Genomic DNA, 16,424 nt, shown 5'->3' on the forward strand with positions numbered 1-16,424 from the left:
ATTTGCGGGGAGAGGGCTCTTTGTTTGCGCGTTCTGATGTGTCATCCTACTTTATGATAGTTCCATACCAAACATGGCATTGATACTAGCCAACGGGAAGGATGGAAATCAAATGATCAAGCTGAACAAAGTGTCTAAAGTGTTTTCCTTGGATGCGGGGAAGTACACCGCCCTGAAGGAGAACGACATTCATATCAAAAAAGGTGAATTCATTGCCATCATGGGCCCCAGCGGTTCGGGAAAGAGCACGCTGCTGCAACTGATCGGAGGTCTCGACCTTCCTACCTCGGGAGATGTCACCGTCGATGGCGTACGATTGAACGATCTGAACGAGAAACAACTTACATATTTCCGTCGAACGAGAGTAGGCTTTGTGTTTCAAAATTATCAACTGCTGCCCATGATGACCGTGGCGGAGAACGTCGGTCTCTCTCTGTCGGCCAATAAAACTCCAATGGCGGAGATCGCGACAAGAGTCAACAATCTACTGCAGGATGTTCATCTGGAGGGAAAAGAATCGCACTTCCCGTCGCAGTTAAGCGGAGGGCAGCAGCAGCGCGTTGCCATTGCAAGAGCCCTTGCGATGAAGCCGGGACTTATTTTGGCGGATGAGCCGACGGGAAATTTGGACCAGTCCAACGGAGAGAGCATTTTGAAACTTCTTTCACGTTTGAATAAGGAAGATGGAATCACCGTCGTCATGGTTACCCATGACCGTAAAGCTGCGGAAACGGCGGATCGAATCATCATGATCCGTGATGGAGAAGTCGTTCAGGACGGAGGGGATCGACATTGAACATTTGGCAAATCGCATGGCGCAATTTAATGCGCCGTAAGATGCGAACCGTGCTCACGTTTCTTTCGATTGTCATTGGAGTTGCCTCCACGTTCGCAGTGACAGCATCCGTCGATACCGCCAAGAGAACATTTCCGCTGTATTTGAAAGCGGCTTTCGGCAAAGCGGATTATCTCATCTCTGGTACCGAAGCTTTTATGCCGGAAGATGTATACAAAGATGTCGAAACGATGAACAATACGGCATCTGTCGCCGTGTTAAAGCAAAGTACAAATCTTCATGTTGAACAAGAAGGGATTTCCGCCATCCAAAAAAGGGTAGAGCTGAGCGGTTACTCGAGACTGGATACGCCGCTTACGAACTTCAGCGTGATCAAAGGAAGCTTGACGTCTGGCGGTGCCGTCATTACGGATAGATCGGCAAAGGCGTGGCACGCCGACGTGGGAGATACCCTTTCCTTCGATACGGATCAGGGGATCAAAAGTATCCAAGTATCGGCCATCGTCAAGTACACGGTTGAGCTTATGGGACCTTCCAACTGGGGAATGGCGAAGTACCATCATTGGGCGGCAGCCGTGCCGCTCTCCATATTGCAGGAATGGTTCGGGTTGAATGGAAAAATTCAAAATGTTCACATCAAGTCCGTTCATGAATCTGACCGTAATGCGTTAGAGCAGCAAGTGAATGAGCTTGTAAAGCGTTACGGTAACATGTACATGCAACCTGTTTTGGTCGATTTCGGTTCCGTCAGCGAATCGGGCACCTTCTTTTTGGCGCTGTATCTAGCTGGATTTCTGGGCATCGCTCTCAGCGGGTTTATTATTTTCAACAGCTTGTACGTAAGCGTCAAAGAGAGGAAACAGGAATTTGCCGTTCTCAAGACGATCGGGTATTTACCTGAGCAATTACGGGGGTTTGTCCTTACCGAAGTATGGTTGCTGTCGATCGTGGGAACGGCCGCCGGCTTATTGCTCGGATATGGATTCGGCATTCTCTTAACAAAAGCGATTTACATGGTATTCAGTATCTATGAAGAAGGTAGCATGCTGCTAATCAAAGGCATTACGGTTTCCGTATTGGCCGGACTGCTGGTTCCGTTTGCCGCCGCCCTTATTCCGATTCGCCAAGTCGGCAGGACCAGCGTGATTGAGGTGCTGAGACCCAAACACTTCGAAAAGACGATTACTCGCAAGTGGCAGGTTGCCACTGGGGTGCTGCTTATCGTTTCCAGCTTCTTGATCAAGCATTTGCTCCTTATCGTGCCTTTAATGCTTGGAGTGGCGCTCGTCTATCCGTACCTGCTCAGCATGCTCATAGTTCTTTTGAGGCCATTCTATCGAAAGCTATTCGGATTCAGCGGCCATATGGCCGAGAGCAACTTGAAGCGGAATCTGGGACGCACCTCGATGACCTCCGTAATACTGTGTTGGGGCATCGCCATGGTCGTTCTGATGAGCTCGATGAACTCGGCGTTTATCCTATCTTATGAAAAAACCGTCTATGCCTCTTACGGCGGCAACCTAGATATCAGTTTTCATCACACCGAAAAGACGGATTTAGAGCAGCTGAAGAAAACTCCTGGCGTGGCCGACGCAAGGATGTACTCGCTGTATTCCGCCATCTGGACCTTAAACGGCCAGCAACGCAAGCTCCCCGTATTCGGCGTTGGAGAGTGGATCGACCGGTTCCCGTTATTCGCGGGTTCGGGCACATCGCGCAGCGAGCTGCTGAGCCGGCTGAACCGCGATGAAATCATTTTGGATAAAATCTCCTATGCCGCTTGGGGTGGCAAGATCGGGGAAAACATCGAGCTCGAGACGCTGCAGGGGAAGCGTTCCTTCAAGGTTGCCGCCGTTGTGAGCTCAATGAAAAACGGCGGTTACGGCGCTTTCATGAAAGAAGATTCCTTTCAAGAAAGCTTCGGGATCAAATACGCGAAGAACGCATTGGTACTTAATGACAACATAACCTCCCCGCTGCAAATGAGAGAAAATATTTTCGCCCGCTTCGGCGAAAGGATCGAGGAGATGTTCGGCCCTGAAGATATCGTCTCCATGGTAGGTTCCATGTATGCCGGAACCTTCAATGTCATCAACGGCCTTGTCATTGTATCGATTGTCATTTCAGGCATGGGGATTACGAACACGCTGCTTATCAATATTATGGAGCGGATTCGCGAGCTTGGTATGATGAGAGCTGTCGGGGTTACGCGCCGGCAAGTGATTCGGATGATCATGCTGGAAGGCTTCGGCATCGGACTGGCAGCCGCCTTGGTGGGGTGCAGCTTCGGAATCCTATTGATCTATATCACCTCAACATTCCTTGAGATCCGTTCCTTGACTTACCAATTTGGAGTTTCTTGGATCAGTTTCCTGTGTATTGGCATGTTCGGCATATTGGTAAGTTTGGTTTCCAGCTTCACGCCGGCATCCAGAGCCGCGAATACCCGATTAAGCGAGGCGTTGCGATATGAATAAAAGGCTTTTGATTTTTCTCATGACGATTATGATCCTGTTCTTATCCGCTTGCGGAACCAAATCGTCGTGGGAAAACGAAACCGTGACAGCTGTCAGCACGAGACTGTTATCGGACGATGTGAAAGCAGTCTGGACGTTTAATGACGATCAGGCGTCCGGATCCGGCATGAAAAAGCTGATCCAGGTCGAGATCAAGAAAAAGGACGGCGGGCGGATCGAAGATTTTAAGGTCAATCACGAGAAGCTGCTGCATTTGATGGTCGTGAGCAAAGACTTATCCTATTTTAATCACATCCATCCGGATTATAAAGGCGGCGGCGTGTTCGAGATTGTGAACGATTTTCCCGCGGGGGGCGAATACAGGCTGATCGCCGATTTTAAACCGGCAGAAGGCGATGCCATGACGAAGATGGAATGGGTTCGGATCGAGGGCGATAGCGCGAAGCCCCTCCCGATCATCCCGGATATGAGACTGGTCAAGACCATCGAAGGGAAGCGAGTAGAGCTGGCCATCGATCAACTGGCGGCAGCCAAAGAACTGACGCTTAAGTTTTCCTTGACGGATGAGAAAACCGGCGGGCTGATTACCGACCTGCAGCCTTATTTGGGCGCTATCGGTCACGTTGTGATCTTGACGGAAGACGGGGAGCGATATTTGCATGTTCATGCCGAAGAGGGGCAGGGAACGGGACCAGATGCAGTATTCGAGACATCGTTTCCTAAGAGCGGAATCTACAAGATTTGGGGACAATTTCAAAGGGACAATCAAGTGTTTACGGCAGCCTTTGTTGTGAATGTCCCATAAAGAGTTCGCATGGTTCCATATACCCTATAGATGAGGAGAAATCCACTAATGCAAAGCGTTACATTGAGTGTTCAAGGCATGAGTTGCAATCATTGTGTAATCACAGTCTCGGGTGCTTTATATAAATTTGGTGCGACCGCAACCATCGATTTATCTTCAGGATCGGTGACCGTACAATACGATCCGAGTAAGCTCTCTCTGGAAGCGATCCAAGCTGCGATTGAAGAGCAAGGTTACGACGTAACTGGAATAAGAGCATTCAAAATTTAAAAAAGATGGAAATCCCTCTGGCCAGCTATCGAAAGGACATTGACAAAGTCCGAATAGCGTTGTTGACAGGGGGATTTTTTCATAGGTATCATCATGTTTTGCGTGCAGACCGCAATCTTTTGCGTCTCACCGTTCATTGTTTGCTCGCCAAAGATTCTCTGATCGGGATAAGATGATTTCAGGCGAAAAAGGTACTGTTGAGAAATTGTAGGATACAACAATCAGTGGTGAGGGAAATTGCTCTAAACCGAAGAGCTTATAAAAAATAGCAACAGACTGTACTTAGATGCCAATGTTCAGCCGCGAAGGTTGCGTAACGAGGGAAGGGCTCTGGCTGCTATGGTCGACCGTTCCCCCATCAAAGGCAAAACCATTGTTATTGCCGATCGGGGTTATGAAAGTTACAATAATTTCGCACACATTGAACGCAAAGGATGGAACTATGTCATACGGGTAAAGGATTTGGATTCGAGTGGTATTCTTTCGGGCTTGTGTTTGCCCTCTGGCGGAGAATTTGATCGAAACATTCATCTGACACTCACAAAAAAACAAACTAAAGAAATCAAGGCTCATCCCGAGATTTACAAGTACGTCCCTTCCTCGTCTACCTTTGATTTTTTAGATTTGCATGAGAATTTTTTTCACCCGATTTCCTTTCGGGTTGTTCGTTTCGTCCTGCCGAGTGGTGCTTATGAAACCGTTATTACAAATCTTTCTGCTGATGATTTCCCACCCGAGGAGCTCAAGTCCATTTATCACATGCGCTGGGGCATTGAAACCTCTTTCAGAGCGTTGAAATACACCGTCGGGTTGACGAGTTTTCACGCAAAGAAACAAGAGTCCATCATCCAAGAGATTTTCGCAAGATTAATCATGTACAATTTTGTTGAAATGATGACTTCTCACGTCATCATTTCCCAAATGGATAAACGGCACCACTATCAAGTTAATTTCACGGTTGCCGTTCATGTTTGTAGACATCTCCTGCGCTCAAGGGACGATGAACTCCCGCCCGATGTTGAAGCACTGATTCGCAAAAATATTTTGCCAATTCGACATATCCGCCCAGGACAGCAGAATACGCGCAAAATCCGTTATAAATCAGCTGTTAGCTTCGTCTACAGAGTAGCATAATTCGGCTCACTTGAACATTTTTTAAGCGGATATTCCATCCGCTTTGTTTGCTGTGCGCGTTTTTTCTTGCTTGCAAAAAAACAAACGGCATAGGGCTTATCCCATGCCGTTTCAGATTACAATTTTATTCTCTTCCTAGTTTTTGAGCGTAACTTAATGACATTGACTGCTAGGCAGCCCTTCATTCAACGGGCAGTAGAGCGTGGTCATGATGAGATAGTCATAGGTAATCTAGACCCTTAAAATTAATCTGTGAGTGACTAGGAGAATAATAGTGTAATGGTACAATAAGACTAATTCCAACCTATCAGGTTGAGAAACGGAATATCTAATTTGATTTAATTTGATTCATGGTGACAACGAACAATAATAAATTAATGCGATGGATAAAATTTTATTGCAACAATTTCAACCAAGGTACTGTAAGCGAAAACTAAACTCAACGAGGGGATAGAAACTGGCGTAAGCATTAGAGAAATGATGGGGAAACAAAATGAGGAGGAATTTACTTGAAGAAGAAATTATTAATTGCGCTTGGACTTACTGGTGTTATCGCAGCATCTATTGCTGTTGGCGCTTATGCGGCAACGGATATTAAATTATTTATTAACGGGAAAATAATCAATACGGATTTGCAGATCGTAGATGGATCCAGCTATGTTCCTTTGAGGGTTGTTTCTGAGTCACTTGGAGCTAATGTAAAGTGGGATGGGGACAAACGGGAGATTATTATTACGGGACAAACGAGTCAAGTAGGCCAAACCGTCTATGAGAATACCCAATATGGCTTCCGTTTCACGCTGCCGGACAGTTGGAAAGGGTATACGATCGTAACGGACAAATGGGAGGGTCTTTCTGCAGGGGATGCGCAAGGCGATAATGTCAGCGGCGCGAAACTCAGCATCCGCCATCCCGAATGGACCGCTGTAAAACCTAGACAGGATATCCCTATTCTCGTCTTTGCTGTCGACCAATGGAACGAGCTTCAGCAGGATAAATTCCACATCGGCGCAGCCCCTATCGGCCCAAGCGAACTGACGCGCAATGACAAATACGTGTTCGCACTTCCGGCGCGCTATAACTTTGCCTACCCTGATGGCTACCAAGAAGTGGAAGATATCTTGAAGAGCAATCCGATTCAACCGATGAAGTAATCAAATACTACAAAAAAATAACCCTTTGCCGTATACTGCCTAGAGAACTAACTCCACAAATCAAGACCCCCTTTAAAATATATAACTTAGACTCGCGGCCCGTTGCTGTGGGTCTCTTTTTTTATTCACCAAATGGTTAGATTAGTTGAATTGTATAACTACACAAGATAACATTATAATTAACAAACTCTTATTAAAAGTGGGGGAAAGATTGAGATTGTGGAAAATTATTAATTGTTTTCAAATTGGTTAAATCATATTTTAGAGCAAGGTACCAAACCGATTCCAAATATGAAAAAGTTTTTTGCAGCAAATGTTAATGGCAATCATGGGAGTGGAATGATAGGCAGTAGAAGTAAGTGCGATAAGCCCGATAAGTTTGCCGCATTTGTCCAACTGGATGTTTGAGGTGTGCGTTAGGATAGAGGTTGTCATTATGAAGTTTTGTAGTACTTTAAAATTGAATTAACAACCCGTTCAGTCGCGTAAGTTGACTTCTGCGGGTTGTTTTTATTATTCGCCAGCCCCCTCACAGCGGTTCTACTCAAAATCACGCGTAGAACCGCTGTGAGGGGGCTGGGAATCAATGAAATTCTGCTTTTAAGAAAGATAGAGTTAGGAGGTGTTCTTGAAGTGACCTGTCAGTTGTATGCAACAAACGAATAACTACATAATAATTCATTTATGGAGGAATGATAAGTATAAATTTGAAAAATGATAAAGGAGAAGAAATCTTGGAAATAAACAACATTAGATTAACAGCGCCAGAGATTGCTAGTCTTTGGACACAATATATGTTTGATACCATGTCAATTTTATTTTCCCAATATGCACTTGAACACATTGATGATAAAGACATCCACGCGCTCTATGAAACAGCCTTGGAATTATCGATAAATCATGTGCAGCAAATTAAAGATTTTTTGACACAAGAAAATTACCCAATTCCACAGGGTTTTACAGAACAAGACGTTAATAAAAAAGCTCCGCGTCTGTTTCAAGATCCTTTTTACATTTATTATCTATATGTTATGACTTTACAAGGAATGACTGGTTATTCACTGTCTGTAAGTACATCTATTCGATCAGATATACGGAAATATTACATAGCATGCAATAAGGAAACTATGATGCTTTTCGATAAAACTATTGATGCCATGCTTAAGAAAGGACTCTATACGCGTCCGCCAGTAATTGATCCGCCTGATAGTGTAGATTTTATTAAACATCAAAGCTTTTTAACAGGATGGCTAGGGGAACGCCGACCTTTAACAGTTTTGGAAATTGGGGATATAACCTTTAATATGATTAAAATGAATCTACATGCTGCGTTAAAGGTTGGATTTATTAAAGTTGCCAAATCGGAAGAAGTTCGCCAATTCATTATGAGAGGACATAAAATTGCCAATAAACACATTGAAACATTCGACTCAATATTTCGTGAAGAGAACCTAAATTCACCTATATCTTGGCAATCATTAGTCACTAATTCAACGTTAACACCTTTTTCCGATAAATATCTTATGTACCAGGTTCAACTATCTACACAATTATCAATTGCTTTTTATGGTACTGCTTTTAGTGTTAATGCAAGAAGAGATCTTAGCGCACAATATGTTCTATTTACCGGTGAACTTGCAAAATTTGCTGAAGACGGTGCAAATCTCATGATAAAGAATGGTTGGTTAGAAGAACCGCCAAAAGCTAGTGATCGCAAATCACTTAATAAGAAAACATAACGATATATTACTATGTGGAAGGATTGGGCAAATCCTAGTTGTTTCACTAATGAGAACGATAGTCCAATCAATAAAGCATGGAGGCATCCGGCAGATGATCGGTTGCCTTTTCTCAGCTAAAGAGCAGTTTTGCTTGATCATGAAATGCGGAAGAGACCCGCCTTTTAGTAGGTTTCTTCCACATTTCATGATATTGGATGACTCATTTTGTGTCAGCTATCCAGCTTGGGCCAGCGATGATAGAGGGTCGCCTGCTCGAAACTATAGGCAATACGAATTTGTGTGGGCTCGCTGTAGGCTCTCCCCGAGAAGACGACACCGAAAGGGCTTTGATTATTTACTAGTAGTTATGTCGGGTGACAAGACCATTATCTCATTAAAGGCCGCGCAAAGCGCGGCTTTTTTTATTTATGGGATCAAGTTCTTGTCAAAACCAAATGACAAGAACTTGATCCCATTACCGAAATTGACAAGAACTTGATCTCATTCCCGACAATAAACAGGGAATCGCATTCTGAAGGCAGTAATCCATGAATGACCGAATGCACTTTTTGAACTAAACGGGAGTTTACGGTAATAGAAGCTGTAAAAGAGCTTATCGCAGAAAAGGTTGATTTGATTGCAATTTCGGCCAATGATCCAAAAAGGCTTGTTCCAGTGTTAAAACAAGCGAGGGAGCAAGGTATTAAGGTGATCACTTGGGATTCTGACACGGAAGCGTCTGGCCGGGACTTCTTCGTGACCCTGCTCCCCATGTCCTATAAATGGGAAAATAAAGGCTCTGTTTCTCTAGAAAATGGATCTCCGTTAAAGATTAATGAGATCGTGTCAAAGACATATCTAAATGGTTAAAAGGAAAACCGCTAATTGGTGCTTAGCGGTTTTTTGGCGCTTCTTATGGTAAGAATAACAGAATTAGAGACATGGTTACATAATGAATTAAACGGGTATTCAGAAAGCGAAATCCCAGATTATAGAGAGATACATGGTGAAATAGAAGCATGGAACCCTTATCACGGATGGATACCAGTTATTTTTGAAAGTGCGAAGGTTGCTGGTTCATTATCTAAAAGGAAAGTAATACTGATTAAGCAATTACAAGAGAATATTGATAGTATTGAATTGACTCCGGACGACCATAAAGAAGTTATAAATGAATTAGAGAAGGTAACAGATGAAGTCAAGAATCAGAAACCTGACGCTACGAAAGTAAAGAAGTCGCTTAAAACAATTGGCAGCATACTTGAGAAGGCAGCAAGCAGCCTGGTTGCTTCAGGCTTAATCCATGGGATATCTAAGTTTATTGGTTAAAGAGAACGAGTTCTCCTCTCAATCCAGAGGAGGATTTTTTTATATGCGCCCTATAAAACTATTGTACATAATTATACATACATAACAACGAAACATAAAAGTTCCGTATTTTGAATTCCTTTACTGGCTTTAGCGTGGGAGCATGGGTTAGTATGTTTCCAGGGAGCGTTGCGATACGATATAATGGGATGGGATCAAGTTCTTGTCATCAGCCGACAGATATAATATTATATTTTGTTATGCATTTATGGAGGGTTATTCTGATATTCAAACATATGTATAAAATACTAGTTTTGTGAATATGTATACCTAAAACAAAACAAACGGATTTTTAGCAAGGATGAAAAAAAAGCTGCGCTTCAATTTACCTACATAAACTATAAACTTCAACGTAGTATGTAGATATGCTAGTTTCTAACTACTGTATGTTTTTTGGTATGGACATCCGAACCCTGCATACAATCTCCGATTTCCCATGCTTTTTAGCGTATTCTTCGAGCCAATTTAAAATTGATTTAGCAATCCCTTTTCCTCTTGCTTCAGGAGAAACGGAAAGCCGATAGAAATATAGTGAATTAATTCTCCTCTCAGTCTTAAATCTTTAGAAGTATTAATTTACAAATCCGTAAGTAATGTATCTATATATTGTAAAGTGGTTTTTCACACGCAACCACCGGTTAGCTGGTTTCTGTTTCGTGTTTCCTTCTTCTTATTCATACAGAACCAAACCTAGCCGTAATACTCATTAGATCATGTTCTATAGAAACCCCTACATTGTCTAAAGGAACTGTCACCGAATCCAGATCTATATCTTTGCCAGTACAATTCACATCTTTTATTGTCTTCTTTTTCATAATCTCATAGGGATTATTTATTTTGAATATCTCTTTAAATAATGGACCATTAGGACTCAAAAGTTCATGGAATACTTCTACAATCTTACCAGTTACAGACCAACTACCAGTTAACCATTTTGATATACGATTTTCAATATCTTCGACGAAATCCGTGACTTCTTCAATAATTCCTTCAATATTACCAAGTTCTTTCAAAAAAAAGTCCTTAACTTCCCCACCTGGAAGATTATCTTTAACTATTTCCTTGATCCCATCATATAAACGTTGAGAAATTATGTCCATTGGCCCAGATTTATCAATATCGAGAGTTGTTGGAATCAAATCTCCTGCGATAACCCATTTATCCCCTTGATTTTGAGCATAAACCCCAATTCTCAAACTTACCATTGATTTAACAAGAGAAGCTATTCCTACATCACCTGTAGATCTAGTTGGATCTCCATCAAAAATACAATGTTCCTTTGTATGGGAAGGGTCTACAAAACATTTCCATGATGTTGGCAAGTAAGCACATGGAACATCTCGACATATTTGTTTAAACTTAATATTAAGTTTAATCCATAACTCCTCAAAGTCAACATTAAGGTCTTTGATCTCGATAATATCTTTATCTACAAACGATATTGTACCTCCTTTTAGCTTGAAGGAACCAGAATAAGTTAATGAGAATCCATGTTTCATGTCATCTTCAGTTTCCGGAATAATAAAAATTGTTTGATTCTTTTGAATTGCTGATAAGAGTTCCGAAAACATATCTTCACTGAAGGTTGCGATTACACTATTCATTACGTCCCTACCCCTTTTAACGTTTTGGTAATAATATCACTGAATTCAATGTTAACGAATAGGTAATCATCTGTCACTTTAGCTTGTATCGTATCAATCTCAACGTAAACAGGGGGGAGACTAATCTCTAACCCATTACATTGTTTTAATTTCCCAACGTTTATTACGGGATATGGATTTGGTATTTTGAATAAAGTCGCATTTAATTTATCTTGATAATAGTCTAAAACTGCACCAATAATAATGTTACCTAGGCCAATCTCATTCAATAAAGTGCGTTGTGCCCACTCTTGTATGTCATCCCCTACATCGAGTAGATTTCGAACAAACTCACCGAACGATCTAATTTTTTGAACTAATACACGTTCAAAGCTCGAATTACCGGGTATTATGTCTTTAATCGCTTGAGTCAATTTTTCTTGAATCAGGTCACCGAGCGAATCGGCAAAGTCAATTTCAATGTCGGGAAGATCAGGTTGTCCCGTTATCGCCCAATGGCTCGGGACTCCATCAGTTTTCTTCTCATCAAGAATCAAATCGAATGAAAGTTCGACACGCGGCACTAATGGCACGAGGTTGAATTTGATAACGACATCAGGATTCGCCTCGAATATGCTTTTTTTGGGAACATTAACTATGCATTTTTCATTAATTGGATTTTGAATGATACACTCATCTCCAAAAGCAATTTCGTCAATATCTAATTTGATTGTCAATTTGAGTTCATCAAAAACAATATCTAGTTCTGAAATACGCAGCCGATCTGGAGCAATGAAGTCTACTGTTCCGTTCTCTAATCTTGCTTTACCTTTTAAAGTAATGGTTACTGTGGACATACCGCTTCCACCTTGATAACTGTACGGTTTGGGAAGAATGGGTATTTGTAAAGTATCTCGCACTTTTTCAAAAACAGCACGAAACATGTTTAGAGAAAATCCAACCGAAATGTGACTCATATGCAATTAACCCCTACTCTCTTTAAGGACATGGTTTACTTGCAGGCTGCAATTCCGCGTCCATTGTTAATACTAGTTCATTGCCATTTATTTGAGGATTTGATGCTATTGCTGGATAAATATAAATGTTGCATGTCCCATTGGCAACGCATTCTAGGATATCTTCAACCATAACCTTTGCACTACTTTTGAGAGCTGCGTAAATAAAAACTTCAAAGGTTTTGCTCAAAACATCTGGTTCTACTTTAATTAACTTCATTGATTCAATGTTCGGAATCATAAAATGCTTTTCTACACCATCGTGTTTTAATCGAGTTAATTCAAAATGACCAATCACTTTTAGGTCTAATTGAAAACACTGAAGATGATTCACTTGAATCATTTCTATATTTGAGGGGTTTTCCTCATTAAGGGCCTTAAAGATATAAGGTTCTAATTGTGCCTTATCGGGCAAACCGACTCCAATTTGAACGGATAATTTTATCAAAAATTGGTTTGAATTTAATGGTTCAGTTGTTCCAGGATACAGCTCAAACGTCATTTCACTAACTTGATAACAGTAATCAATTCCAAAATTGTTAAAAAGTATCAAAGGTTTGATACATGTCAACAACGGGGTTCCCCAATCCGCACCTGGTTTAACACATAGCAAGTCCCCATTACTATTTAGTCGTTCAGTACCAAAGTTAAACATCGATGGACGCTGCTTCATCATATTTTTAATTAATATGTTGATTCCTTCTTGTTGAAGGGACACAGAAGCTGCATTATGAATTGACATACACATGCCTCCCTTTTCTTTTTGATCTGTCAAATAAGTTGAGTAATTTCATTTCTTTCTTTAAGACCTGGTTTATACAAAGTTCATACAGTTCAAACTGAAAAAGTGTCTACTGGGTTATCTTCTAATTCAATCTGAAGCAAATATCTACGTTTGGGTCTTCACCAATATTTTTTGGCAATACGAATCCGCCAATATCCCCAAAACGTATTCCGATTGAAGCAAAGCATGCCTCTATGTATTCCGAGCATATATAGGCATCATCGGGGTCACGATGTCCAATTCCCAAAGTTAGTCGAAGCGCTATCTTGGATAAGTCCTCTATATCGTAACGTTTCCCCATCAAATCTAATGCTATGCCCATAAGCTTAGCCGTGACGTCCTTGATTGTAGCGTCGTTGGTCAGTAGCTCGTACAAATTTTGATGTCGGCCAATATAAATATCACCATCATAAGCCTTTTCCGAATGAGAGTAATCATTAAGATATGATGATAAAGGGACTGTTCGAACCCCAATGTTCTCTACGCTTTCAAGCACCATGAGTCTATCGTGTATCCACATAACAAAACCTACGTGACTGTAAAGTGAATTTGATATCTTACGTATCAGATTGCTCATCGGGTAGTTTCCGCTACATAACAGAATGTCCCCATTATGTATGCTCCCACGAACTTCTTTATATTTTGACATAAGCATTGATATTAACAGCCTCCTTGGTGTGTTACTAATAATATCCTCCAGGATACTTAAGAAAATACTAGGTAAAAAACGTAATAAAATTGTCTATTCTAGAATTGGATACGCTACAGCTGTCACTAGGGGCCATTTTAATGTCATTTTTCTCTTCTTAGAAAAAAAACTCCGCCGCGGGTTAAAGGTGCTATTTTATTGTCAAAAATGGAAAAGGGAGTAGATTAATGTCATTCAATCGTGAAAATAAACTATTCCATAATGTCGGAAAAAGAAAATAGTGATCAAACTTCCTATGTAAATTTATTACTTTAAACGAAACTTGGCACCTCATAAGTTGATACTTCAAGAAACCTAAATAATTCATTTAATAATGAGACGCTTTCTCGAATTACTACCAGCTTTAGTGCAATTGATTAATTGGGGTTAGGCTCATTCCCAATCCTTCAAGTTTTTCTATGATTTCATTTAATGATTTTCTTCCCATGTTTCTTATATTTGAAAGATCTTCTTCAGTTTTCTGAACAAGTTCATTTAACCTATTAATCCCTTCTCTTTTCAAGGAATTGTAAGATAAGGTTTTTGACAAGTTGGATACGCCCATAGGGCGAGGTGTGGCGAGCGCTAATAAAGGACATTTCATTCCCGAGCTTTAGACTGATAGTTAAAGCGATAGATAAGTATGAGGAATGGGGTTTAATTATACATGCTTAGTTAAAATAAAAAGACTACATTCACCCAGGAAGGAATAGGTGCTTGTAGTCTTTTGGTTGCCTGCAAATATCATCAAATTAGTATCTAAAGTTCCCTGTAGAGCCTGAAAGTTGTTGTTCTGCGATTTGTACTAACCGCTTAGTAATGTTGCCACCAATTGAACCAGCATCGCGTGTAGCAAGGTTTCCGTTGTATGCTTGAAGCTGAATTCCTAACTCTTGAGCGACCTCATACTTTAGTTGTTCCATTGCTGCTTTCGCTTGTGGCACTACCAATGTGTTATTGTTAGCCATGATGTAAATCACTCCTTTTCTTGGTGTATTATTATAATGTGGAGTTTAAGGAATATTATACATGCGTTAACCCTTTTGCTCTTTTCATTATTTGAAGGAAAGCATCAAGATCCTCTTGTGCTAAAGTTTCAGGGGACGCTTGTTGTTTTTGTGATTTTAATTCATTGTTTTCTTCCCTAAGTTTTATGTTTTCTTGAAGCAACTCATCATACTTTTGCATTTGTTCATTGGCTATTTTAATGATCTTATGCAAAGCTTCATTATAAGAAATAGACTGTTCAACTGGAATATCCGCGGATAAACTAACACTAGATATAGTAGCTACTTGTTTTATTTCTTTTTGTGCTGACTTCTGCTTATACGACAATCGATTTTGTTTTGCTAATTGTATTTCATTGTCATACTTTTTCCTGATGTCTTTATTCCACCTGAATCCACACGCAGCTGCCGTACGATTAATTTTAGAGGCGGCTTCCTCGAAAGCAGCCAATTGTGTGCTGCTAGACCTAATATGAGATAATACTACCTCGGCCAATAATTGATCATGTTCGTCATTCCATGAGTCCTCACGTTTTTTCTCACTCAAACTCTAGTCACCTCTTTCTATTAGAATTCTTACCTGTAATATTAAATTTATTCAAAGTTAATGAATAAAAGACCCACATATAGTATATATAGGTCTTTCTAATAAGTTATTTAGGGAAATTTGAGCCCACGTGGTTTTAAGAATTTCAAAATCGGCAGCCTTTAATTTTTTTATACTATAACCAGTGGTAGCCATTGACAGAGAAATAGTTCCAGACTCCCGCTGTTTTATTAACTATCTTTCTCGTTAGCTTAATCCCCGTCGCCTCCTTGCAAAAAGACAGTCCTTTTCCTAAAGTATAGGACTGTCTTTGTTGTATCAGAAATCCCCGTACTTTCTAAGAATTAATTATGTTATCCAATGTCCATTCTTTGCTTAACTCAACCCCTCAATACATCTTGATACCTGATCCAATCGCAGTCCACTGTTCCGCTAAACGAGTCAATGGTATCCAAACGAAATTCGCCATGCTTGCTGCACGTCACTATACCTGAAATAGTTCGTGACTGGTACTTGTCATATATCGTGAGTTGTACGGTTTTTTTATGAATATGAGATTGGCTAAGTGTAGCTGAAATTCGTCTAACTTGAGTTATACGTGATATATATGATATGAACCAAATCTACACAGGTAAACAATGATCCCATTTTAATGCCGGTTTTCAAAATGTAATGACGTTGGATTTTTTCTCCATCGAATTCATCTTCATCTAAAATACCACTTCAACATATTCAACGTTATCTTTAATTAACTCGTTAACCTTTGCGAGTAGATCACTTACTCTGACTGTAATAGCCATATGTATTATCTCCTTTTAATAAAAGCACAAATTTTTGTTGAACAGACATCTCAAATAAAAGATTCACTTCATTCGCAATTCGGAATATTTGACAGCCCTCTGGCTGTCTATCTCTGTCATTATATTGCATTTTATTAACTTCAAAGCCACCAGATAACAAATGATATGCCACTGGGATTATTAAGAAAATTATTAAATATAATATGATCAACTTATTTTTCAACTTTTCCTTTTTTAGTGTATACGCTTGCTGATACTTCTGCATCCGCTTCAT

General features: G+C 40.6%; 19 protein-coding genes. 10 read left to right on the forward strand and 9 right to left on the reverse strand.

Annotation, left to right across the window (positions count from 1 at the left end; all coding sequences use genetic code 11):
• Nucleotides 1-112 precede the first annotated feature (112 nt).
• The 10 genes from ACSQ8P_RS36265 to ACSQ8P_RS36310 all read left to right on the forward strand — a co-directional run bounded on the left by ACSQ8P_RS36265 (nt 113) and on the right by ACSQ8P_RS36310 (nt 9,686).
• Nucleotides 113-796, forward strand: coding sequence for an ABC transporter ATP-binding protein (locus ACSQ8P_RS36265; RefSeq protein WP_436239833.1), 684 nt, complete (start codon nt 113-115; stop codon nt 794-796).
• Entirely contained in the window at nt 793-3,273 is a 2,481-nt protein-coding gene (locus ACSQ8P_RS36270; RefSeq protein ID WP_436239834.1) for an FtsX-like permease family protein, read from the forward strand. The genes ACSQ8P_RS36265 and ACSQ8P_RS36270 overlap by 4 nt, the downstream gene beginning before the upstream one ends.
• A complete protein-coding gene (locus ACSQ8P_RS36275; protein ID WP_436239835.1) occupies nt 3,266-4,078 on the forward strand; it encodes a hypothetical protein in 813 nt (270 codons plus the stop codon). Before ACSQ8P_RS36270 ends, ACSQ8P_RS36275 begins: the two co-directional genes overlap by 8 nt.
• Nucleotides 4,079-4,126: 48 nt before the next feature.
• A complete protein-coding gene (locus tag ACSQ8P_RS36280) occupies nt 4,127-4,348 on the forward strand; it encodes a cation transporter (protein WP_436239836.1) in 222 nt (73 codons plus the stop codon).
• Nucleotides 4,349-4,624: 276 nt separating this feature from the next.
• On the forward strand, nt 4,625-5,482 hold the full coding sequence (locus ACSQ8P_RS36285) for an IS4 family transposase (RefSeq protein WP_436239999.1): 858 nt from the start codon (nt 4,625-4,627) through the stop codon (nt 5,480-5,482).
• 509 nt (nt 5,483-5,991) lie between these two features.
• Nucleotides 5,992-6,636 (forward strand): stalk domain-containing protein, encoded by a 645-nt coding sequence (locus ACSQ8P_RS36290; protein WP_436239837.1) that lies wholly within the window; start codon nt 5,992-5,994, stop codon nt 6,634-6,636.
• 234 nt (nt 6,637-6,870) lie between these two features.
• Nucleotides 6,871-7,044 (forward strand): hypothetical protein, encoded by a 174-nt coding sequence (locus ACSQ8P_RS36295; RefSeq protein WP_436239838.1) that lies wholly within the window; start codon nt 6,871-6,873, stop codon nt 7,042-7,044.
• A 326-nt stretch (nt 7,045-7,370) separates the two neighbouring features.
• On the forward strand, nt 7,371-8,375 hold the full coding sequence (locus ACSQ8P_RS36300; RefSeq protein WP_436239839.1) for a DUF3231 family protein: 1,005 nt from the start codon (nt 7,371-7,373) through the stop codon (nt 8,373-8,375).
• Nucleotides 8,376-8,951: 576 nt separating this feature from the next.
• Nucleotides 8,952-9,227, forward strand: coding sequence for a substrate-binding domain-containing protein (locus tag ACSQ8P_RS36305; protein WP_436240000.1), 276 nt, complete (start codon nt 8,952-8,954; stop codon nt 9,225-9,227).
• A gap of 18 nt (nt 9,228-9,245) precedes the next feature.
• Nucleotides 9,246-9,686 (forward strand): hypothetical protein, encoded by a 441-nt coding sequence (locus tag ACSQ8P_RS36310; RefSeq protein ID WP_436240001.1) that lies wholly within the window; start codon nt 9,246-9,248, stop codon nt 9,684-9,686.
• A 418-nt stretch (nt 9,687-10,104) separates the two neighbouring features.
• On the opposite strand, the gene ACSQ8P_RS36315 is transcribed toward ACSQ8P_RS36310, so the two are convergent.
• The 9 genes from ACSQ8P_RS36315 to ACSQ8P_RS36355 form a co-directional block, all read right to left on the reverse strand.
• Complete coding sequence (locus ACSQ8P_RS36315) at nt 10,105-10,266, reverse strand: GNAT family N-acetyltransferase (RefSeq protein ID WP_436240002.1); 162 nt, start codon at nt 10,264-10,266, stop codon at nt 10,105-10,107.
• Between the two features lie 133 nt (nt 10,267-10,399).
• Entirely contained in the window at nt 10,400-11,329 is a 930-nt protein-coding gene (locus tag ACSQ8P_RS36320) for a hypothetical protein (RefSeq protein WP_436239840.1), read from the reverse strand.
• Complete coding sequence (locus tag ACSQ8P_RS36325) at nt 11,329-12,285, reverse strand: hypothetical protein (protein WP_436239841.1); 957 nt, start codon at nt 12,283-12,285, stop codon at nt 11,329-11,331. The genes ACSQ8P_RS36320 and ACSQ8P_RS36325 overlap by 1 nt, the downstream gene beginning before the upstream one ends.
• A 22-nt stretch (nt 12,286-12,307) precedes the next feature.
• On the reverse strand, nt 12,308-13,066 hold the full coding sequence (locus ACSQ8P_RS36330) for a hypothetical protein (RefSeq protein ID WP_436239842.1): 759 nt from the start codon (nt 13,064-13,066) through the stop codon (nt 12,308-12,310).
• Nucleotides 13,067-13,190: 124 nt separating this feature from the next.
• A complete protein-coding gene (locus tag ACSQ8P_RS36335; RefSeq protein WP_436239843.1) occupies nt 13,191-13,757 on the reverse strand; it encodes a YiiX/YebB-like N1pC/P60 family cysteine hydrolase in 567 nt (188 codons plus the stop codon).
• Nucleotides 13,758-14,160: 403 nt separating this feature from the next.
• Complete coding sequence (locus tag ACSQ8P_RS36340; RefSeq protein WP_436239844.1) at nt 14,161-14,346, reverse strand: DNA-directed RNA polymerase subunit alpha C-terminal domain-containing protein; 186 nt, start codon at nt 14,344-14,346, stop codon at nt 14,161-14,163.
• A gap of 202 nt (nt 14,347-14,548) precedes the next feature.
• A complete protein-coding gene (locus ACSQ8P_RS36345) occupies nt 14,549-14,764 on the reverse strand; it encodes a small, acid-soluble spore protein, alpha/beta type (RefSeq protein WP_436239845.1) in 216 nt (71 codons plus the stop codon).
• Between the two features lie 55 nt (nt 14,765-14,819).
• Nucleotides 14,820-15,350 carry a hypothetical protein gene (locus tag ACSQ8P_RS36350; protein ID WP_436239846.1) on the reverse strand — a complete coding sequence of 177 codons (531 nt, stop codon included), beginning with the start codon at nt 15,348-15,350 and terminating at the stop codon, nt 14,820-14,822.
• Nucleotides 15,351-16,124: 774 nt separating this feature from the next.
• A complete protein-coding gene (locus ACSQ8P_RS36355; RefSeq protein WP_436239847.1) occupies nt 16,125-16,424 on the reverse strand; it encodes a hypothetical protein in 300 nt (99 codons plus the stop codon).

This window comes from Paenibacillus sp. LjRoot153 (assembly GCF_964253085.1).
Taxonomy (GTDB): Bacteria; Bacillota; Bacilli; order Paenibacillales; family NBRC-103111; genus Paenibacillus_E.

Bases quoted from the DNA above. Each gene is read 5' to 3' on its own strand.
- ACSQ8P_RS36280 (WP_436239836.1), top strand. From the start codon at position 4,127: ATGCAAAGCGTTACATTGAGTGTTCAAGGCATGAGTTGCAATCATTGT.
- ACSQ8P_RS36355 (WP_436239847.1), bottom strand. From the start codon at position 16,424: ATGAAGCGGATGCAGAAGTATCAGCAAGCGTATACACTAAAAAAGGAA.
- ACSQ8P_RS36330 (WP_436239842.1), bottom strand. From the start codon at position 13,066: ATGTCAATTCATAATGCAGCTTCTGTGTCCCTTCAACAAGAAGGAATC.
- ACSQ8P_RS36320 (WP_436239840.1), bottom strand. From the start codon at position 11,329: ATGAATAGTGTAATCGCAACCTTCAGTGAAGATATGTTTTCGGAACTC.
- ACSQ8P_RS36325 (WP_436239841.1), bottom strand. From the start codon at position 12,285: ATGAGTCACATTTCGGTTGGATTTTCTCTAAACATGTTTCGTGCTGTT.
- ACSQ8P_RS36275 (WP_436239835.1), top strand. From the start codon at position 3,266: ATGAATAAAAGGCTTTTGATTTTTCTCATGACGATTATGATCCTGTTC.
- ACSQ8P_RS36265 (WP_436239833.1), top strand. From the start codon at position 113: ATGATCAAGCTGAACAAAGTGTCTAAAGTGTTTTCCTTGGATGCGGGG.
- ACSQ8P_RS36345 (WP_436239845.1), bottom strand. From the start codon at position 14,764: ATGGCTAACAATAACACATTGGTAGTGCCACAAGCGAAAGCAGCAATG.
- ACSQ8P_RS36335 (WP_436239843.1), bottom strand. From the start codon at position 13,757: ATGTCAAAATATAAAGAAGTTCGTGGGAGCATACATAATGGGGACATT.